Origin of the sequence: Streptomyces sp. NBRC 110028 (genome assembly GCF_001417735.1) — a bacterium.
In the GTDB taxonomy this organism is placed as follows: Bacteria; Actinomycetota; Actinomycetes; order Streptomycetales; family Streptomycetaceae; genus Streptomyces.
In genome coordinates, this window is the sequence record NZ_BBUZ01000037.1 from 51905 (window position 1) to 67286 (window position 15382).

General features: G+C 73.8%; 14 protein-coding genes and 1 riboswitch. Of the genes, 5 read left to right on the plus strand and 9 right to left on the minus strand.

The features are described 5' to 3' along the window. Positions 1-5 precede the first annotated feature (5 nt). The 5 genes from pknB to thiO form a co-directional block, all read right to left on the minus strand. The gene (gene pknB / locus ASC60_RS29615; RefSeq protein ID WP_055556286.1) at positions 6-1931 is read right to left on the minus strand and encodes a Stk1 family PASTA domain-containing Ser/Thr kinase; all 1926 of its coding nucleotides are present in this window, start codon (positions 1929-1931) and stop codon (positions 6-8) included. Positions 1932-2018: 87 nt separating this feature from the next. After that, on the minus strand, positions 2019-2471 hold the full coding sequence (locus tag ASC60_RS29620) for an SRPBCC domain-containing protein (RefSeq protein WP_234357193.1): 453 nt from the start codon (positions 2469-2471) through the stop codon (positions 2019-2021). A 46-nt stretch (positions 2472-2517) separates the two neighbouring features. Next, positions 2518-3360, minus strand: coding sequence for a thiazole synthase (locus ASC60_RS29625; protein ID WP_063787231.1), 843 nt, complete (start codon positions 3358-3360; stop codon positions 2518-2520). Positions 3361-3365: 5 nt separating this feature from the next. Continuing rightward, positions 3366-3566: a sulfur carrier protein ThiS gene (thiS, locus tag ASC60_RS29630; protein WP_055556290.1), complete on the minus strand. Its 201-nt coding sequence runs from the start codon at positions 3564-3566 to the stop codon at positions 3366-3368. Then, entirely contained in the window at positions 3563-4768 is a 1206-nt protein-coding gene (thiO, locus tag ASC60_RS29635; protein WP_055556292.1) for a glycine oxidase ThiO, read from the minus strand. Before thiO ends, thiS begins: the two co-directional genes overlap by 4 nt. Next, positions 4766-4879: riboswitch (TPP riboswitch) on the minus strand. It overlaps the preceding gene by 3 nt. 194 nt (positions 4880-5073) lie before the next feature. Between thiO and ASC60_RS29640 the strand changes: the two genes are divergently transcribed. The 5 genes from ASC60_RS29640 to ASC60_RS29660 all read left to right on the plus strand — a co-directional run bounded on the left by ASC60_RS29640 (position 5074) and on the right by ASC60_RS29660 (position 9650). Next, on the plus strand, positions 5074-6306 hold the full coding sequence (locus tag ASC60_RS29640; protein WP_055556294.1) for an NAD(P)/FAD-dependent oxidoreductase: 1233 nt from the start codon (positions 5074-5076) through the stop codon (positions 6304-6306). 111 nt (positions 6307-6417) lie between these two features. Further along, positions 6418-6783, plus strand: a complete 366-nt coding sequence (locus tag ASC60_RS29645) for an Rv2175c family DNA-binding protein (RefSeq protein ID WP_055556296.1) — start codon at positions 6418-6420, stop codon at positions 6781-6783. A gap of 148 nt (positions 6784-6931) precedes the next feature. Next, on the plus strand, positions 6932-7582 hold the full coding sequence (gene thiE / locus ASC60_RS29650; RefSeq protein ID WP_055556298.1) for a thiamine phosphate synthase: 651 nt from the start codon (positions 6932-6934) through the stop codon (positions 7580-7582). Between the two features lie 120 nt (positions 7583-7702). Further along, on the plus strand, positions 7703-8620 hold the full coding sequence (gene metF, locus ASC60_RS29655; protein WP_055556299.1) for a methylenetetrahydrofolate reductase [NAD(P)H]: 918 nt from the start codon (positions 7703-7705) through the stop codon (positions 8618-8620). 40 nt (positions 8621-8660) lie between these two features. Next, positions 8661-9650, plus strand: coding sequence for a hypothetical protein (locus ASC60_RS29660; protein ID WP_055556301.1), 990 nt, complete (start codon positions 8661-8663; stop codon positions 9648-9650). 40 nt (positions 9651-9690) lie between these two features. On the opposite strand, the gene ASC60_RS29665 is transcribed toward ASC60_RS29660, so the two are convergent. From ASC60_RS29665 to ASC60_RS29680, 4 genes are all read right to left on the minus strand, one after another. Beyond that, positions 9691-11277 (minus strand): NAD(P)/FAD-dependent oxidoreductase, encoded by a 1587-nt coding sequence (locus ASC60_RS29665; RefSeq protein WP_199831080.1) that lies wholly within the window; start codon positions 11275-11277, stop codon positions 9691-9693. 396 nt (positions 11278-11673) lie between these two features. Beyond that, positions 11674-12306 (minus strand): TetR/AcrR family transcriptional regulator, encoded by a 633-nt coding sequence (locus ASC60_RS29670; protein ID WP_055556304.1) that lies wholly within the window; start codon positions 12304-12306, stop codon positions 11674-11676. Between the two features lie 124 nt (positions 12307-12430). After that, positions 12431-14518 carry a YhgE/Pip family protein gene (locus ASC60_RS29675; protein WP_055556306.1) on the minus strand — a complete coding sequence of 696 codons (2088 nt, stop codon included), beginning with the start codon at positions 14516-14518 and terminating at the stop codon, positions 12431-12433. Continuing rightward, entirely contained in the window at positions 14490-15287 is a 798-nt protein-coding gene (locus tag ASC60_RS29680) for an ATP-binding cassette domain-containing protein (RefSeq protein ID WP_063787232.1), read from the minus strand. The genes ASC60_RS29675 and ASC60_RS29680 overlap by 29 nt, the downstream gene beginning before the upstream one ends. Between the last annotated feature and the right edge of the window lie 95 nt (positions 15288-15382).

The window sequence follows — 15382 nt, forward strand, 5'->3', positions numbered from 1 at the left end:
CGGTTCTAGAAGACGCCGCCCTTCACCGTGATCGTGATCTCGCTCCCCTTCGGCGCCTTGTCGCCGCCGGACACCGACTGGTCCTTCACCGTGTCGCCCGGGAACAGCAGCGGCTTGTCGACGTTCACCGTGAAACCCGCGTCCTCCAGCTTCCGCTTCGCGTCGTCGACCTTGTCGCCCTCGACGTCCGGGACCTCGATCATCTGCTGCCCCTTGGAGAGGGTGAGGGTCACCGTGTCGCCCTTGGCGCCCTTGGTGCCCTCGCCCGGGGACTGTGCGGCGACGGTGCCCCTGTCCTCGTCCGAGAACGCCCGGCGCTCGGCGAACTCGACCTTGAAGCCCGCGTCGCGCAGCTCGGACCGGGCGTCGGCGGGGTCGTCGCCGATGAGGTCGGGGATGTCGATGGGCTCGCCCTTGCTGACCACGATGTTCACGGCCGTGTCGGGGCGGCGGACCGCGTCCGGCCCCGGGGTGGTGGAGAGCACCGCGTTCCGCGGGGTCTCGGTGCTGAAGCTGCGGGTGACGGTGCCCACCCTCAGCCCGGCGTCGGCGATCTTCTGCTTGGCCTCGGTGAGCGGCCGGCCGACCACGTTGGGCACCTCGGCCCGCGGCGGGCCCTGGGAGACGTGGATGGTGACGGTGCCGGTGGAGCGGATGCGCTCGCCGACGCCGGGCTTGGTGCTGATGACCTTGTTCTTGTCCACGACGTCGCTGTAGTCCTGGACGACCTTGACGTCCAGGCCGGCGCTGTGGAGCTTCTTCTCCGCGTCCGACCGGGTCATCTTCAGCACGGACGGCACGTTGGTGAACTGCCCGGCGCTGATGTACCAGACCCCGGCGCCGATGCCCAGGGCCAGCAGCACGGCGGCGACGATCGTCACCACACCGCGGCGCGGCATCCGGCGGCGCGGCCGCGGACCGGGCGGGTCCGCGGGGAGGTCGAGGCGGCTGGTGTGGTGCAGCTCGTCCCGGGCGGACGCGGCGGCGGCCCCGGCGGGGCGGGGGATCACCGCCGTACGGTCCTCGGAGCCGTCGCCGGGGGCGTCCTCGTGGGCCTGCGGCGGTACGGCGTCCAGCTGGGCGTCGGTGAGGGCGGCCCGCGCCGTCCGCACCTGGCCGAGGAGCGCGACGGCGTCGGCGGGGCGCAGGGACACGTCGCGCGCGGCGGCGGAGGCGACCAGCGCGTCCAGCTCCGGCGCGACCTCGGGCGCGGCGACGGACGGGGGCGGGACGTCCTCGTGCAGATGCTGGTAGAGGACCTGCGCGGGAGTGCTGCCGCCGTGCGGCTTGGAGCCGGTGAGCATCTCGTACAGGACGACGCCGCACGCGTAGACGTCGGCGCGGGTGTCGGCCGTGCCGTGCTCGATCTGCTCGGGCGCGAGGTAGGACACGGTGCCCAGGACGGACCCTGTGGAGGCGCTGGTGTTGGTGTCCACCGCCCTGACCAGGCCGAAGTCGGCGACCTTGACCCGGCCGTCGTCGCCGATCAGGACGTTCTCCGGCTTCATGTCGCGGTGGACGAAGCCCGCGCGGTGAGCGGCGCCGAGGGCGGCCAGGACCGGTTCCAGGATGTCCAGGGCGGCGCGGGGCTGCAGGGCGCCGCGCTCGCGCAGCACATCACGCAGGGTGCACCCGGCGACGTACTCCATGGCCAGGTAGACGTGCGCGCCGTCGGTGCCCTGGTCGTAGACGCCGACCACATTGGCGTGCGCGAGTCTGGCGACGGACTTGGCCTCGCGGATGAAGCGGTCCACGAAGGCGGCGTCCGAGGCGAGGCTCTGGTGCATCACCTTCAGGGCGAGGACGCGGTCGAGCCGCGTGTCGACGGCCCGGTAGACCGTCGCCATCCCGCCCACGGCGATGCGCGCCTCGACGCGGTAGCGGCCGTCGAGCACCTGCCCGACAAGGGGGTCCTGGAGCGTCGTATCCACGAGAGTGCAGTCTACGAGCCGTCACCGCCGCGTTGGACCGCTGCCCGCATGTCCGGTACGTGCTGCGACAGAACGGTGACCTCGGCCTCAGTTGTGCGAGGCGGCGGCCAGGGCGGCCAGCTCCTCACACGCGGAGGTCCAGGCCAGGGCGGCGTACTCGGCGTGCTTGGCCTTGGCCTCGTCCGGGAGGTCGAGCGCGCGGATACCGGTCTCGGCGAGGCGGAGGCGGGTGCCCGCGCCCTCCGGGGAGAGCGTGAACTCGACCACGGTGGACTGGCCGGGCCCGAGCGGGGCGCGGTCGGGCGCGTGGGCCAGCCGGAAGCGGAAGAGGGCGTCGGGGACCGCCCGCTCGACCCGGCCGTGGAACTCCCCGTGCTCGTCCCAGCGGAAGCGGACGGTGCCGCCGGGGCGCGGTTCGATCTCGCAGCCGCCGGGGGCGTACCAGGTGCGGATGTGCTCCGGCGTGGTCAGCACCCGCCAGACGCGGTCGACGGGGGCGGCGACGTAGGTCTCGCGCTCGATCCGGTCGGCCACGGTCACGGCGACCACCTCCGCTTCCCACGGTAGGTCGCCCCGTCGCCGTCCGTTACGCGAACGCGGGCCGCTCCGGGTCGAGGGCGGCCAGGCCCTCGGCCGGGGACGACGCCTCGGCGAAGTGGCGGCGCGGGATGCGGCCCGCCCGGTGCGCGAGCCGCCCCGCGGCCACCGCGTGCCGCATCGCCCCCGCCATCAGCACCGGCTCCTGGGCGCGCGTCACGGCCGAGGCCAGCATGACGGCCGCGCAGCCCAGCTCCATGGCCAGCGCGGCGTCGGACGCCGTGCCCGCGCCCGCGTCGAGGATCACCGGCACCCCGGCGCGCTCGGTGATGAGCTGGAAGTTGTGCGGGTTGCGGATGCCCAGACCGGAGCCGATCGGCGAGCCCAGCGGCATGATCGCGGCGCAGCCGACGTCCTCCAGCTTCCGGGCCAGCACCGGATCGTCGTTGGTGTACGGCAGGACCGTGAAGCCGTCGTCCACCAGGGTCTCGGCGGCCTCCAGCGTCTCGATGGGGTCGGGGAGCAGGGTGCGCTCGTCGGCGACGACCTCCAGCTTCACCCAGTCGGTGCCCAGCGCCTCGCGGGCGAGCCGGGCGGTCAGCACGGCCTCCCCGGCGGTGAAGCAGCCCGCGGTGTTGGGCAGCGGGCGGATGCCGTGGCGCTTCAGTACGGACAGCACCGAGCCCTGCACCGTGGGGTCCAGGCGGCGCATGGCGACCGTGGTCAGCTCGGTGCCGGAGGCGAGCAGCGAGCGCTCCAGGACGTCCAGGCTGGGCGCGCCCCCGGTGCCCATGATCAGGCGGGAGCCGAAGGTCGTATCGGCGATGGTGAGGGGATCGGCGGCGGTGAGGACCTCGTCGAGCGTCGTCGCCTGTGGTGTGGGGTGAGACATGGGGTTCAGCCTCCTTGGACCGCGGTGAGGACCTCGACGCGGTCGCCGTCGCCGAGCGGGGTCGTGGGCCACTGGCCGCGCGGGACGACCGTCTCGTTGACGGCCGCGGCGACGCCCGAGGGCGCCTGGGTGAGGGTCGCGACGACCCCGTCGAGGGTGGTGCCGTCGGGCAGCTCGCGGGGCTCGCCGTTCACGGTGACGGTCATGCGGTGTGCTCCTGTACTGCTGCGGGGTGGCGCGTGAAGCGGCGCGGGGAGAACGGCCGTGCGTCGGGCGGGAGTTCGCCGCCGGTCAGCGCCTCGGCCATGACATCGCCGGTGATCGGGGTGAGCAGGACGCCGTTGCGGTAGTGGCCGGTGGCCAGCTGGAGGCCCGGCAGCGCGGTCGGGCCGAGCAGCGGGGCGTTGTCGGGGGAGCCGGGGCGCAGCCCGGCGCGGGTCTCGACGAGCGGCAGCTCGGTGATGCCGGGCACCAGCTCGTGCGCGTCGCGCAGCAGCTCGTACACCCCGCCCGCGGTGACCGTGGTGTCCCAGCCCAGCTCCTCCGTGGTCGCGCCGACGACCAGCTCGCCGTTCTCGCGCGGGACGAGGTAGACGTGCCCGCCGCGCACCACGGCCCGCACGGTCCGGGACAGGAAGGGCGCGTACGGGCCGGGCACCGACAGCCGCAGCACCTGGCCCTTGACGGGGCGCACGGGCGGCAGGACCTCCTCGGGGACGCCCGGGAGGCGCCCGCTGAGGCTGCCCGCGGCCAGCACGGTCTGCCCGGCGGCCAGCCGGGTACCGCCGGCCAGCTCGGCCCCGGCGGCCCGGTCGCCGTCCAGCGCCAGCCGCTCCGCGCGGGCGCGGTGGAGGGTCACCCCGGCGCGCTCGCACGCCGTCAGCAGCGCGGCCGCCAGCCGCCGCGGGTCGACCTGGTGGTCGCCGTCGACGCGCAGGCCCCCGCGCACACCCGGCGCGAGCATCGGCTCCAGGCGCCGGCATTCGCGCCCGGTCAGCCACTGCGCGTCCAGCCCGAGCCGCCGCTGGAAGGCGTGCAGCTCCCGCAGATGCGCGCGGTCGTCCGCGTCGAGCGCGACCGAGAGCGTGCCGCAGGTGCGAAAAGCCAGGTCGTGGCCGCTCGCCTCCTCCAGCTCCGCCACGAAGGACGGATAGCGGCGCGCCGAGGCCAGATTCAGCCCGAGCAGGGTCTGCTCGCCGTAGTGCAGCTCGGTGACGGCCGCCAGCATCCCGGCCGCGACCTGGGCGGCCCCGCCGCCGGGCGCCGGGTCGGCCACGGCGGTGCGCAAGCCCCGCTGGGCCGCCCGCCAGGCCGTGACCAGGCCGATGATGCCGCCGCCGACGACGAGGACGTCGTACGGCGCGTCACCGGTGGGCGCCTCGCGCGCTGTGTGCGGTGGCGTGTGCATGGGCTGTCGCCCCCTCCCTTCGCCGGCATGACCCGGATCAGGTTCGTACGGTCGGAGGCCGCGCCAGCCTCCCTCTCAGCCCGGTGCGCCCGGGCTCCCGCGAGTGCTCTGTCCCGCCACCCTAGTACGCGCCCCGAATCGCCCGGAAGGGAGAGCCCCGGGCGGGGCCGGGCACCGGGCGCCGCGGCCCCTTCGCGACGGCCGTCCGGCCGGCCGGGCTGTGCCCGAGATCTCGTCGTGCGCTCTGCGGTCCGCCCCACCTGCCGCAATACAGTGATCGTGTGAGCGATGAGACGACGAAGACGATGGCGTCCTCGGCGGGTGGCGGCGGACAGCGGGTGGTGATCGTCGGCGCGGGCATGGCGGGGGTGCAGACCGCGGTCGCGCTGCGGGAGCAGGGCTGGACCGGGGAGATCCTGCTGCTGGGCGCCGAGCCCCATCAGCCGTACGACCGGCCGCCGCTGTCCAAGGCCGTGCTGCTCGGCAAGGCCGAGGGGTCCGCGTTCGACGTGGACTTCGCCGCGCTCGGCATCGAGCTGCGCCTCGGCGTCCCGGTGACCGGGCTGGACACCGGCGGGCGGACGGTGGGGACCGGATCGGGCCCGATCCCGTACGACGTCCTGGTGATCGCCACCGGCGCCGAGCCGATCGCCCTGCCCGGCAGCGAGGACGTGCCGGGCGTCCACCTCCTGCGCACCCTGGACGACGCCGAGCGGCTGCGACCGGTGCTCGCCGGACAGGGCGAGATCGTGGTGGTCGGGGCGGGCTGGATCGGCGCGGAGTTCGCGACCGCGGCCCGCGAGGCGGGCTGCGCGGTGACGGTCGTGGAGGCCGCGGACCGGCCGCTGGTCGGCGCCCTCCCGGCGGAGGTCGCCGCCCATATGACCGGCTGGTACGCGGACTACGGCGCCACCCTGGTCACCGGCGCGCGGGTGACCGCGCTCGACCGGAACGGCCTGCGGCTCGGCGACGGCACCCGGCTGCGGGCCGGTGCGGTGGTCGTCGGCATCGGCGCCCGGCCCGCGACCGGCTGGCTGGCCGGTTCGGGCGTGGAACTCGCCGAGGACCGGTCCGTCGCCGCCGACGAGGGGCTGCGCACCTCGGCGCCCGACGTGTACGCCGTCGGCGACTGCGCGTCCTTCCCCTCCGCCCGCTACGGGACCCGGCTGCTGGTCCACCACTGGGACAACGCGCTCCAGGGGCCGCGGACGGTCGCCGCCAACGTGGTGGGCAGCCGCACCGCGCACTTCCCCGGCCAGGTCTACGACCCGGTGCCGTACTTCTGGTCCGAGCAGTTCGGGCGGTTCGTGCAGTACGCCGGACACCACTCGGACGCCGACGAACTGGTCTGGCGGGGTGACCCGGACGGCGCCGCCTGGTCGGTGTGCTGGCTGCGGGACGGGGTCCTGGTCGCCCTGCTGGCCGTCGGCCGTCCGCGCGATCTGGCCCAGGGACGCAAGCTGATCGAACGCGGCGCCCGGCTGGACCGGACCCGGGCCACGGATCCGTCGGTGCCGCTGAAGTCGGCCGTTCTGTGACCCACCGGTGCCCTGGGGCGGGGGTGCCGGGTTCGGCGGGCCCCGCACCCCGCGGCCCGCGCGGCGGACGCCCGGCTACCCACTGTCAGTCCCAGATGGCAGGCTTGTTCTGTGACCGAGATTGACGCAAAGATCGATGCTCTCGTCCCCGCCTGGCTCACTCTCCCCGACGTCGCCGACCGGCTGGGCGTCGAGGTGACCCGTGTGAGGCAGCTGGTCAAGGAGGGCCAGCTGATCGCGGTGCGCCGTGGCGAGAACCGGGTGCTGCAGGTGCCCGAGGACTTCGTCGGTGACGGGAAGGTCGTCAAGGGCCTCGTGGGCACCCTGACCCTCCTCAAGGACGACGGCTTCAGCGACGAGGAGATGCTGGAGTGGCTCTTCACCCCCGACCCGAGCCTGCCGGGCACCCCGGCCCAGGCGCTGCGCGAGAATCGCGGCACGGAAGTGAAGCGGCGCGCGCAGGCGCTCGCCGTCTGACGCCGCCCGCCGTTCCCTGAACCACCGGGGTCCTGGACCCTTGAGGTTCCCGCACCGTCTCCGAACCACCAGGCGTACGGGCCGCACGGCCGCCGTCCCCGGCGGCGCCCCGGCCCGTACGCCGCACGACCCGGGGGGAAAGCCACCCATGACCGCACGTGAGCAGTTGGCCGACGCCCGCCTCTACCTGTGCACCGACGCGCGCAAGCGCCAGGGCGACCTGCCGGAGTTCCTGGACGCCGTGCTGGCGGCCGGGGTGGACATCGTCCAGCTGCGGGACAAGGGCATGGAGGCCGCCGAGGAGCTGGACCACCTCGCCGTCTTCGCCGACGCCTGCCGCCGCCACGGGAAGCTGCTCGCCGTCAACGACCGGGCGGACGTCGCCCACGCCTCCGGTGCCGACGTGCTCCACCTGGGCCAGGGCGATCTGCCGGTCCCGGCGGCCCGCGCCATCATCGGGGACGGCCCGCTGATCGGCCGCTCCACGCACGCGGAGGCCGAGGTGGACGCGGCCCTCGCCGAGCCCGGCGTGGACTACTTCTGCACCGGCCCCTGCTGGCCCACCCCCACCAAGCCGGGCCGCCACGCCCCCGGCCTCTCCCTGGTCCGTCACGCGGCCGCGCGGCGCCCGGACCGGCCCTGGTTCGCGATCGGCGGCATCGACGCGTCGAACCTGGACGAGGTGCTGGAGGCGGGAGCGCGCCGGGTCGTCGTGGTGCGGGCCATCACCGAGGCCGCGGACCCGGCGGCGGCCACGGAAGCGCTGGCGAAGCGCGTCCGAGCGGCAGATGTCCCGTAGGTGTCGGAGTTGAGCCCGGCTCGATGAGTCTCTGTCCGCATTGCGGACAGGATCCCGGCAAAGCCCCCATAATCACGTCGCCGGGTGGGCGACGGCCACCCGGCTGGCTAACCTTCCGGTATGGCCCTAGGCACCGCTTCCACCAGGACTGATCGAGCCCTTACCGTGCGTGATCTGCTCGCGTCCGGCGAGCAGTCGTATTCCTTCGAATTCTTCGCCCCGAAAACGGACAGGGGCGAGAACACGCTGTGGAACGCCATCCGCCGACTGGAGGCCGTCTCACCGACCTTCGTCTCCGTGACGTACGGCGCCGGAGGCTCCTCCCGCGAGGGCACCGTCCGCGCCACCGAGCGCATCGCGACCGAAACCACCCTCACCCCGGTCGCCCATCTGACCGCGGTCAACCACTCCCTCGCCCAGCTGCGCAACATCATCGGCCAGTACGCCGGGGCCGGGATCCGCAACATGCTCGCCCTGCGCGGCGACCCGCCCGGCGACCCGATGGGGGACTGGGTCAGGCACCCCGACGGCATCACCTACGCCGCCGAGCTGGTCCGCCTGATCAAGGAGTCGGGAGACTTCTGCGTCGGCGTCGCCGCCTTCCCCGAGATGCACCCGCGCTCGACGGACTGGGACACCGACATCCGTCACTTCGTCGACAAGTGCCGCGCGGGCGCCGACTTCGCGATCACCCAGATGTTCTTCTACCCGGAGGACTATCTGCGGCTGCGCGACCGGGTCGCGGCCTCGGGCTGTACGACACCGATCATCCCTGAGATCATGCCGGTCACGAACGTCAGGCAGATCGAGCGGTTCGCGCAGCTCAGCAACGCCGCCTTCCCGCCGGAGCTGGCCGAGCGCATCCTGGCGGTCAAGGACGACGCGGCGGCTGTACGCTCGATCGGGATCGACTACGCGACAGAGCTGTGCGCGCGGTTGATGGCCGAGGAGATCCCCGGGCTGCACTTCATTACCCTGAACCACTCCACGGCGACGCTGGAAATCTACAAGAATCTGGGACTGCACCAGCGGTCCTGATGACGGCCGCCGAGGGGCAGCCGCACTGAGAGGGGCGGGCATGGGCTGGACGGTCCTCTACATCGCTTTCGGCGTCGTGGCGCTGTGGCTGTTGGGAGAGGTACTCCTGCAGTACAAGGCGCGGCTGCGCTGGCGGCTGCTGGCCTTCGCCGGCTTTCTGGGCGTCGTCGTCGGGGTGCTGATCCCCTCGGTGGTGGTGATCGCGATCGGCGCGATCGCCTTCGCGATCGGCCAGACCTACGTCACGCTCTCCTTCCGCCGCGGCTTCGAAAGGGGCTGGGCGCTGGACGGCGTACCCGGGCTGCCGGGGCTGGGCCGCGGGCGCGAGCGCGGGCCCGGTCCGGGGCCGGACGATCCGGAGCCCGAGCCGGTGCTCCAGGTCTCGGACCTGGAGGACGTCCAGGTCTCCCGGTCCGAGCCGCCCACCTACCGGCCGGAGCCGCTGCCGGACGACACCAGCGAATACGGCGTCTACGAGGAGCCGTCCCCGTTCACCCCCGCCTCCGGCGCCTACGCCGACCCGAACGCCGGCTACAGCGCGTACGAGACGTACGCCGGGTACGGCGCGCAGGACGGCCAGGGCGCTCAGGGGCAGGGTCAGGACCAGGGCCAGGGCTACGGCGACGTGGGCTACGGCCAGGGCCAGGATGTGTACGCGGACGCCGGGCAGTACGGCTACCAGGACCAGGCGTACGCGGGCTACCAGCAGGACCCGTACGCCGCTTCCCACGACCAGCAGTCCTATGGCCAGCAGCAGCCCTACGGGCAGGCCCAGTACCCCGACCCGTACGCGGGCTACCAGCAGGACCCGTACGCCGCCGGTGGGTACGGCGGCGACCACTACGCGGCGGACGCCTCGTACGGCTCCCCGCAGCAGTACCCCCCGGGCGCCGACGCGATGGAGCCGGGCGGCTCCTGGGTCCCGCAGCAGCGCGAGGGCGACGCCCCGCCCGGCCAGCAGGACCAGCCGCCGTACCCCTACCAGCGGCAGGGCTTCCAGCAGGGACACGACGAGCAGTACCGCTTCTAGTACCGCTTCTGACGGGGCGCGGACCGGGGAGCGCGGCGCACTACTGTGAGCCGCGCCAGTCCTGGCCCTCGACGATCAGACCCGCCACCAGCGCCCCCGACATTCCGGCGTGGGCCAGCCCGCCGCCCGGATGGGACCAGCCGCCCGCCAGATGGAGGCCCGGGAGCCGGGTGAGGTTGGCGGGATGCAGATACCGGCCCCCGGCACCGGCCAGCGCCGGGCCCGGCACGGAGCCGCCCGCGACGCCGGTGTCGGCGGCGATGTGACGGGGGGTGCGGACCTCGCGCCACAGGATCCGGTCCCGCAGCCCCGGTATGGCCGCCTCGGCGGCCGTGATCAGCCGGTCCGCGGTCTGCCCGGCGGCCTCCGCGCCGGTCCAGTCGACCGGTCCGTGCGGGGCGACGACCGCGCTGAGAGTGACGGCCTCGTGGCCGTCGTCGGGGCGGGTCGCGGGATCGTCCGGGCGCAGGACGGTGACGGTGGGGTGAGCGGAGGGCGCGCGCAGGCCATCGCGATCGCCGCTGCCCTTGCCCTCGGTTTCGCCGAAGACGGCGGTCAGCTCCGCCGCGCGGTCCGGGGTGTGCACCACGGTCCGGTGCACCGCGTCGTCGGGGCGGCCGCCGCGCAGCGCCAGGAAGACGCTGAGCCGACCGGGCGGACCGCTGCCGGGCCCCCGCCCGGGCGTCACGTCCTCGCCCTCCCGCCAGGGCTCCTGCCCGCCCAGCAGGGCGGGCAGCAGCGCCGGGTCGATGCCCGCGACCACCACGTCCGCCTCGGCGACCGTGCCGTCGGCCAGCTGGACGCCCGCCGCCCGGCCGTCCTTCTCGACGATGCCGGTGACCTCGGCCTCGAAGCAGAACTCCACCTTCCGCTTGCCGCAGCGCTCGTACAGCGCGTCGGCGAGCGCCCGCATCCCGCCGCCGACGTACCAGGTGCCGAAGGTCTGCTCCAGATAGGGCAGCACGGTGGCGCTCGCGGGGGCGGTGCGCGGGTCCAGGCCGTGCGCGAGGGCATGGCTCTCCAGGAAGGCGACGGCCCGCGGGTCCACCAGCTCACGCCGCGCCACCTCGGCCAGGGTGGGCGCCCCCGGACGGCCGCCGCCGCGCGCGAAGAGCCCGCCGAACCAGCCACGCCGCACCGGGGCGGCCGGATACGGATCGCCGCCCAGCGCCTGCCAGTCGGCGCGCAGCGGCTCCTCCAGCAGCGGTCTGCGGGTGGCGTCCCACGCCTCGCGCGCCCGGTTGACCAGAGCGCTCCAGCGCTCGCCCGCGCCCGGGCCGAAGGCGCCGTCCAGCGCCCGGAGCACCCCGGCGCGCGAGGCGTTGGGCAGCAGGACGTCCGTGCCGTCGGCGAAGAGATGCCGCGCCGCCGGGTCGACCTGGGTGAGCCGGACGGTCTGCTCCAGGGTCTCCTTGCCGGTCTTCACGAACAGGTCCCGGTAGACGGCGGGCAGCCGCAGCAGCCCCGGGCCCGTGTCGAACCGGAAGCCGTCCCGCTCGAACAGCCCCACCGCGCCGCCGTGGGTCCGGCCGCGCTCGTACACCACCACCCGGTGGCCCGCGACGGCCAGCCGGGCGGCAGCCGCCATGGCGCCCATCCCGGCGCCGATCACCGCAATCCGTGCCATGCCAGTGACTTTATCCGGCCCCACCGACAGCCCCGCGCTCGTCCCCAGGCGAACGCTGGGCAGGTGCGCGCGGACTGAGTACCCGTACCTAGTCGCCGAGATGAGTAGGCGCGCGGATGGGCGGCCACCCCCGTGGACGAGAGAGTGGAGCACACGGAAGGGGCGCGGACCTGACCGCCGACACGGGGCGGCGGTACGGCACGGTGGCCCTTCCGGACGGGGGAGCCGCCGGGGAATTCGCCCCGGGGGCTCTCACGGGGGAAACACGGGGGAAAGTACGGGGGAAGTACGGGGGGAGGCGCTGTTCCGAGGCGGGTCGATGGGGGTCGAACCGCTCCGGAACAGCGCCTTCTGTTGCGTGCGGGCGACCGTCGGGCGGCTTACGCGACGGCGGCGTCAGCCCGGGGCCGGCGCCCCCTTGGCCAGGGCTCCGCCCACCCGGCCCTGCAACAGCCGCGACAGGGCGGCGTGGACATCGTCCAGCGACCGCTCCGGCTGGTAGGACTGCCAGTCGAGCGCGGCCACCAGCACCATCCCGAACAGCGCCGAGGCGGTCAGCGGGATGTCGATGTCGTCGCTCAGCTCCCGCGCCGCCACCCCGGCCCGCAGCTCGGTCTCGATCACCGCTATGGCCTGCTGCCTGACCATCATCAGCGTCGACTGCCAGACCCGGTTGGTGCGCCACAGCTCGGCCACGTACAGCTGGGTCAGGGCCGGATAGCGGGAGATGAAGTGCAGCCCGGCCCGGACCATGGCGTCCAGCGCGTCCACATGGCTGCCGCCGCGCTCGGCGTTCTCGTCGGCGGCGTTCTGCAGCGAGGCGGTCAGCAGGTCGACGCCGTGCCGCAGCAACTCCTCGAAGAGCACGGTCTTCGACGCGAAGTTGTAGTACACGGTGCCCTTGGCCACCCCCGCCCGCTCGGCGATCTCGTCCACGGTGGTGGAGGAGAAGCCCTGTTCGGCGATGAGGGTGACCGCTGCCTCGAAGAGTTTCTGCCGGGTGCCCTGGCGGCGCGTGCTGCTGTCCATGGCGCCGATTCTGCCCGCTGCCGGAGTGGTCCCGCTCACAGGGCGCTCACAGGCCCGGTCGCTCATGGACCCGGTCCGCACGGGACCCGGTCGCTCACGGACCCGGCCTTCACGGACGCGCCCCTCACAGGGACAGCTCCGGGTGCAGCCGGTCGACCGACCATACCTGCATGCGCCGCGCCGACCACGCGGTGAGCGCGAGCGCGGCCGCGCCGAAGCCGAGCAGCACCCCGCACGCGACCCACACCGGGCCGAGTCCGCCGCCCGTGATCAGCCGCCGCAGCCCGTCCACGACGTAGCTCATCGGCAGGAACGGGTGGATGGCGTTGAAGAACCGGGGGCTGGTCTGCACCGGATAGGTGCCGCCCGCCGAGGTCAGCTGGAGCATCAGCAGCGCCAGTACGAGGATCCGCCCGGCCGGTCCGAAGCGGGCGTTCAGCCACTGCACGATCGCCGCGAAGCAGGCCGCCACCAGCATCAGGAAACCGATCGTGCCCGCGGCCCGCACCATCTGCAGCCCCACCGCCCAGTGCAGCACCGCCATCAGGGCCGCCGTCTGCAGCGCGCCGATCGCGGCGACCGGCAGCCATCCGGCGAGCGCGACGCGCCAGGAGGAGGCCCCGGCGGCGACCGCCCGGGCGTTGAGCGGCGGGATCAGCATGTAGGCCACCATCGCGCCGACCCACAGGGACAGCGGGATGAAGTACGGGGCGAAACCGGTGCCGTAGTTGGGCGCCTTGTGCAGCGCCTGGCCGGCGAGCTGGACGGGGTCCGCCATCACCCCCGTACGGGCGTCCCGGTCGTGCTTGTCGTACGCGGGGATCTTCCCGGCGCCGTCGTGCAGCCCACCGGCGAGCGTGCCGGAGCCGTCGGCCAGCTTGACCAGCCCGCCCTTCAGGGACGTCGACCCGGAGCGCAGCTTCCCGATGCCGCTGTCGAGGGTGGACGCCGCGCCGTGGGCGGTGGTCAGGCCGCTGTGGAGCTTGCCCGCGCCCTTGGCGACCTTGTGCGCACCGGAGTTGAGGGCGTTCACCTTCTTGACGGCGGAGTCGAGGTCGGTGCCCAGGTGCGGGGCCTTGTCGGCGAGCAGCCGCGCCTTGTCGTGCAGGTCGTTCAGATCGGTTGCGAGGGTGTCGAGTCGCCCGGTGTTGTCCTTGACCAGCTTGTTGACGTCCTCGGCCACGTCGGCGGCGCGGTCGGCCGCGCCCACCGCCTTCTTCAGCGCCGGGCAGTCGGGGGTGGTGGTCACCGGCCCCTCGCAGCGGGTCCGGTAGTCGGCGGCGAGGTCGTCGGACGCCTGACGGGCGTCGGTGGCGGCCGTGGCGGCCTCGTCGGGAAGATCGTCCAAGTGGTCGGACGCCCGCTGGGAGGCGTCCGCGACCAGCCGGGCGACGTCGCCGATCTCCTTGCCGTGCTTCTTGAGGAACGGACCGGCCTTTGCCGATACGCCGTTCACCGTGTCGGCCAGGGTCTGGGTGCCGTCGGCGACCCCGCCCGCGCCCGTGTCCAGCGTTCCGGCGCCCTTGTCGAGCTTGCCCAGCCCGGACGCCAGGCCGTGGCTGCCCTTCTTCGCCGTGCCCAGGCCCTTGGCGAGGTCACCGGCGGCCCTCCTGGCCTTGCCGATGCCCTGGCCGAGCCGGTCGGCGCCCTCGGCGGCCTTCTCGGTCCGGCCGTGGATGTCCGCGAAGGAGACGAAGATGTTGTCGTAGAAGCCCCGGGACGCCTTGGCGGAGGCCGCGGCGCGCACCTCGGAGAACACGCTGCGGGAGATCTGGCCGACGATGTAGTTGTTGGCGTCGTTGGTGCGCACTTTCAGGGCGCCCGTCTCCGGGCTCGCGCCGGAGCTGGAGGCGATCCGCTTGCTGAAGTCCTCGGGCACGGTGAGCGACAGGTAGTACGTGCCGTTCTCCACGCCCGTGCGCGCCTCGGCGGCGCTGGTGCGGTGCCAGTCGAAGCTCTTGCCGCTGTCGAGCAGCCGGTCGGTGAGGTCGTCGCCCGCGGTGAGGTGCTTGCCCTTCACGGTGGCGCCGCTGTCGGAGTTGACGAGCGCGACCGGGATCTTGTCGAGCTTGCCGTACGGGTCCCAGAAGGACCACAGATAGAGCGCGCCGTACAGCAGGGGCAGCAGGAGCAGGGCGGCGAGCGCCGCCCGGGGCAGCTTCCCCCTGCCGAACCGCTTCAGCTCAAGCGCGGCCAGTTTCGGCGAGCGCATCCGCCGCCCCCTCCTCGTCGTCCTGGGTGGTGTCCGGGGTGCCGGTCCGGGCGTCTGCGGCGGTCGGGACCACCACGGCGCCCTCCGGGGCCTGGCTGCACACCGCGAGGACCGTGATGCCGCTCTCCGCGATCTCCCGCAGCAGCGTCCAGGCGCGCTCGCGCTCGGCGTCCGAGAGCTTCAGGTCGGTGTCGTCCACGGCCAGCAGACGCGGCCGGGAGATCAGCGCGAGCGCCACCGAAAGCCGCAGCGCCTCCAGCCGCTCCAGGTCCCGTACGGCCGTACGCGCCCCCTTGGGCAGCGCCTCCGGGTCGAGCCCCGCCGCCGCGAGGGCCGCCTCGATCGCGGCCCGGGAGGCGGTCGCGCGCTCCCGTCGCGGCCGCAGCAGCCCGCGCGGCGAGTCCCCGAACCGGCGCTGGAGCAGGGCCCGCTCGCGCAGGTGCTCGGCGACCGTCAGCGCCGGGTCGAGTTCGGTGACGCCCGGCACATGGGCGAGCGCGCTGATGCGACGTATATGGCGCATCTGCCGGGGAACCCGGAAACCGCCGACGGCGGCCTCCCCGGTGGTGGGGCGCATGCGGCCGGTGAGGGTGAGCAGCAGACAGGTGCGGCCGGAGCCCGAGGGGCCCTCGACCGCGATCAGTGCTCCGGGGTCCGCGGTGAGGGCGACATCGCGATACGCCCAGCCGTGTGAGCCCTTGACGCCGAGTCCGCCGGCCGTCACCGCCGCTCCGGCGCCCCCGTCCGGGGTGCCCGTCACATGAACCACTCCCTGTGTGAATCATCAATTTTTTAAACTGACCAGTCAGTGCAATTCAGTATGCGGGATCAGTGAACGGGTATCCGCACCGGGTGGCGTGAGAG

What these genes read in the sequence shown, in the direction of transcription:
- metF (WP_055556299.1), top strand. Translation starts at nt 7,703, where the DNA reads ATGGCCCTAGGCACCGCTTCCACCAGGACTGATCGAGCCCTTACCGTG.
- thiO (WP_055556292.1), bottom strand. Translation starts at nt 4,768, where the DNA reads ATGCACACGCCACCGCACACAGCGCGCGAGGCGCCCACCGGTGACGCG.
- ASC60_RS29660 (WP_055556301.1), top strand. Translation starts at nt 8,661, where the DNA reads ATGGGCTGGACGGTCCTCTACATCGCTTTCGGCGTCGTGGCGCTGTGG.
- thiS (WP_055556290.1), bottom strand. Translation starts at nt 3,566, where the DNA reads ATGACCGTCACCGTGAACGGCGAGCCCCGCGAGCTGCCCGACGGCACC.
- ASC60_RS29675 (WP_055556306.1), bottom strand. Translation starts at nt 14,518, where the DNA reads ATGCGCTCGCCGAAACTGGCCGCGCTTGAGCTGAAGCGGTTCGGCAGG.
- ASC60_RS29670 (WP_055556304.1), bottom strand. Translation starts at nt 12,306, where the DNA reads ATGGACAGCAGCACGCGCCGCCAGGGCACCCGGCAGAAACTCTTCGAG.
- ASC60_RS29640 (WP_055556294.1), top strand. Translation starts at nt 5,074, where the DNA reads ATGGCGTCCTCGGCGGGTGGCGGCGGACAGCGGGTGGTGATCGTCGGC.
- ASC60_RS29665 (WP_199831080.1), bottom strand. Translation starts at nt 11,277, where the DNA reads ATGGCACGGATTGCGGTGATCGGCGCCGGGATGGGCGCCATGGCGGCT.
- ASC60_RS29625 (WP_063787231.1), bottom strand. Translation starts at nt 3,360, where the DNA reads ATGTCTCACCCCACACCACAGGCGACGACGCTCGACGAGGTCCTCACC.
- thiE (WP_055556298.1), top strand. Translation starts at nt 6,932, where the DNA reads ATGACCGCACGTGAGCAGTTGGCCGACGCCCGCCTCTACCTGTGCACC.